The sequence below is a fragment of the Kitasatospora sp. NPDC057198 genome (genome assembly GCF_042670125.1).
GTDB lineage: Bacteria > Actinomycetota > Actinomycetes > Streptomycetales > Streptomycetaceae > Kitasatospora.
In genome coordinates this window covers 1-2,562 of sequence record NZ_JBHUWH010000730.1, presented here as the reverse complement: position 1 = coordinate 2,562, position 2,562 = coordinate 1, and the positions used below count along the sequence as shown (strand labels likewise).

Below are 2,562 nucleotides of genomic sequence, written 5' to 3'. Positions count from 1 at the left end.
CGCGGCGAACTCGACCGGAGCGCCGCCCGCGACCAGCGTCCCGTCCGCGGGCGGCAGGATCGCCACCGACGCGGCCGGTGCCGACCCGCCGGACGTGGCGGTCGCGGACGGCGGCGCCGACGCCGGTGCCGACGCGGAGCCGGATCCGGTGGCGGTGGCGGAGGGGGAGGACGGCGTCGGGGTCGGCGGGACGGTCGCTCCCTCGTCGGAGGCGCGGGCGGCGGTGGTGCCACCGAGGACGAGAGTGGTGCCCAGGACGGTGCCGGCACCGAGAACGGCGAGACGGGAGTGGACGGGCACGGGAGTTCCCCCAGGACGGAAGCGGCGGGCGGCGTGTTCGGTGCGCGGCGTTCGGTGCGCGCGCCCCCCGTCTCCCCCCTGCCGCCCGGAGAATGCCGACCGATCCGGGACCGGCCGGTCCGGACCGGCCGATCCGGGCCGGTGATCCCGGGCCGGTGATCCGGGAGCGGCGCGGCGGGACGAATTCGGTCCGGAACGGCTGTTTGGTGCCGGAGCGGCCGGTGAGACGACCGTGGACAGCGATCCGGCAGCGAGAGGAGTCACACCATGACCGGCACGACCACCGGGACGGAGACGGGAAAGGCGCCGCAGGAGGACGTCGTCGAGGTCCTGCTGGCGCAGCACCAGCGGATCCGCGGGCTCTTCGCGGACGTCCGCGCCGCGCAGGGCGAGCACAAGCAGCAGGCGTTCGACGAGCTGCGGGCGCTGCTGGCGGTCCACGAGACCGGGGAGGAGCTGGTGGTGCGGCCCGCGGCCGAGCGCGCGGCGGGCCGCACCGAGGCGTCGGCCCGCAACGAGGAGGAGGCCGAGGCCAACCGCGCCCTGCGGGAGCTGGAGAAGCTGGACGTGACCAGCCCCGAGTTCGACGCCGAACTGGCCGCCTTCCAGCGGGCGGTGGAGGACCACGCGCAGCACGAGGAGAAGGAGGAGTTCCCCGCGCTGATGGCCTTCTGCGACCCGGAGCAGCGCCGGGCGATGGGCCGCCGCCTGCTGGCGGCCGAGCGGATCGCCCCGACCCACCCGCACCCGGGCACCGCCGGCAAGCCGGCCCTGCAGTGGACGGTCGGCCCGTTCGCCTCCCTGCTGGACCGCGCCAAGGACGCCTACGCCCGCCACCGCGACTGACGCGTCCCCGACCCGCCCCGGCGGCCCCCGACCCCCCGCACCCCACCCGCGGACGGGCCGGGGGCCGCCGTGTCGCATGCCGCGTGTCGCGTGTCGGCGTCCGCGTCGCCGCGCCGGGGGCGACAGGGGCGACAGGGGCGGCCCCCCTTGAGCGGCGGTCCGACCACCCCGAGCGGATCACGGAGGTTGGGCGCCCCGTCCGGGGGTAGCCGCCGCACATGGTGACCGTGGGTGTGGAAGAGGAGTACCTGCTGCTGGACGCTGCCACCGGCGTGCCGGTGGCTCGGGCCGAGCAGATCAGGAAGGCGGCGGGCCGGCAGCCGGGGATCGACGGGAGCGAGGTGCAACGCGAGCTGCTCCAGGCACAGTTGGAGGTCGCCACCCCGGTCTGCGAGACGCTCGACGAGGTCGGCGCCCACCTGGGGCGGCTGCGCGGCGCCCTCGCGGCGGCCGCCGCCCAGCACGGCTGCCGGCTGGCGGCCTGCGGCGCGGCCCCCTTTGCCGACCGCCTGTCGGTGCCGGTCAGCGACACCCCCCGGTACCGCACCATCCGCGCGGACGCCCCGCAGCTGACGGACGAACAGCTGATCACCGGCATGCACGTGCACGTCGGCGTGCCGGACCGCGCGGCGGGCGTCGCCGTCCTCAACGGCCTGCGCCCCTGGCTGCCGCTGATCGTCGCGCTGTCCGCCAACTCCCCGCTGTGGAACGGCGTCGACACCGGCTTCGCCGACTGGCGGACGGTGGTCTTCAGCCGGTGGCCGGTCAGCGGGGTGCCCCCGCACTTCGATGGCGCCGCCGACTACGACGCCCGGATCCGCGCCCTGGTCGACACCGGGCTGATCGGCGACACCGGCCAGCTCTACTGGCAGGCCAGGCTCTCCGAGACCTACCCCACCGTGGAGATCAGGGCGATGGACGTCCAACTCCGGGTCGACGAGGCCGTGATGCTGGCCGGCCTGGTCCGGGCGATCGCCGCGACCCTGCTCACCGACCCCGACCGGGTCCGCCCCGAGGGCGCCGCCGTCCCCCACCCCGAGGCGCTGGCCGCCGCGGTCTGGTACGCCGCCCGGCACGGCTGCGCCGAGCGGCTCCACGACCCCCGCACCGGCACGCTGGACTCCCCGCCGGCGGTGCTGGAACGCGTCCTCGACACGCTCGGCCCCGCCCTGCGGCGCCACGGCGACACCCCGCAGGTCGAACCCCTGCTGGGGCGGCTGCTCACCGAGGGCAACGGCGCGGTCCGCCAGCGCCGCGAACTGCGCCGGGGCGGCCGGGCCGGACTGGTCGACCTGATCAGCAGCGTCACCGCCGGAACCGGTGACGCCGGTGACGCCGGTGACGCCGAGCCCACCGGGTGAAGCCGGGGCCGCCGGGTGAAGCCAGGGCCGCCGGGGCCGCCGGTGCGGACTACTC

Annotated in this window: 2 protein-coding genes and 1 pseudogene; 2 read left to right on the top strand and 1 reads right to left on the bottom strand. The window is 76.8% G+C overall.

Annotated elements, in window-relative coordinates:
• Positions 1-300 (bottom strand): annotated as a pseudogene (locus ACFUEL_RS38325) (hypothetical protein); the annotation flags it as partial.
• Positions 301-567: 267 nt separating this feature from the next.
• Between ACFUEL_RS38325 and ACFUEL_RS38320 the strand changes: the two are divergent.
• Both ACFUEL_RS38320 and ACFUEL_RS38315 read left to right on the top strand, forming a co-directional pair.
• Positions 568-1,146 (top strand): hemerythrin domain-containing protein, encoded by a 579-nt coding sequence (locus ACFUEL_RS38320; protein ID WP_380242636.1) that lies wholly within the window; start codon positions 568-570, stop codon positions 1,144-1,146.
• Between the two features lie 218 nt (positions 1,147-1,364).
• Entirely contained in the window at positions 1,365-2,507 is a 1,143-nt protein-coding gene (locus ACFUEL_RS38315) for a glutamate--cysteine ligase (protein ID WP_380242633.1), read from the top strand.
• The last annotated feature ends 55 nt before the right edge of the window (positions 2,508-2,562 follow it).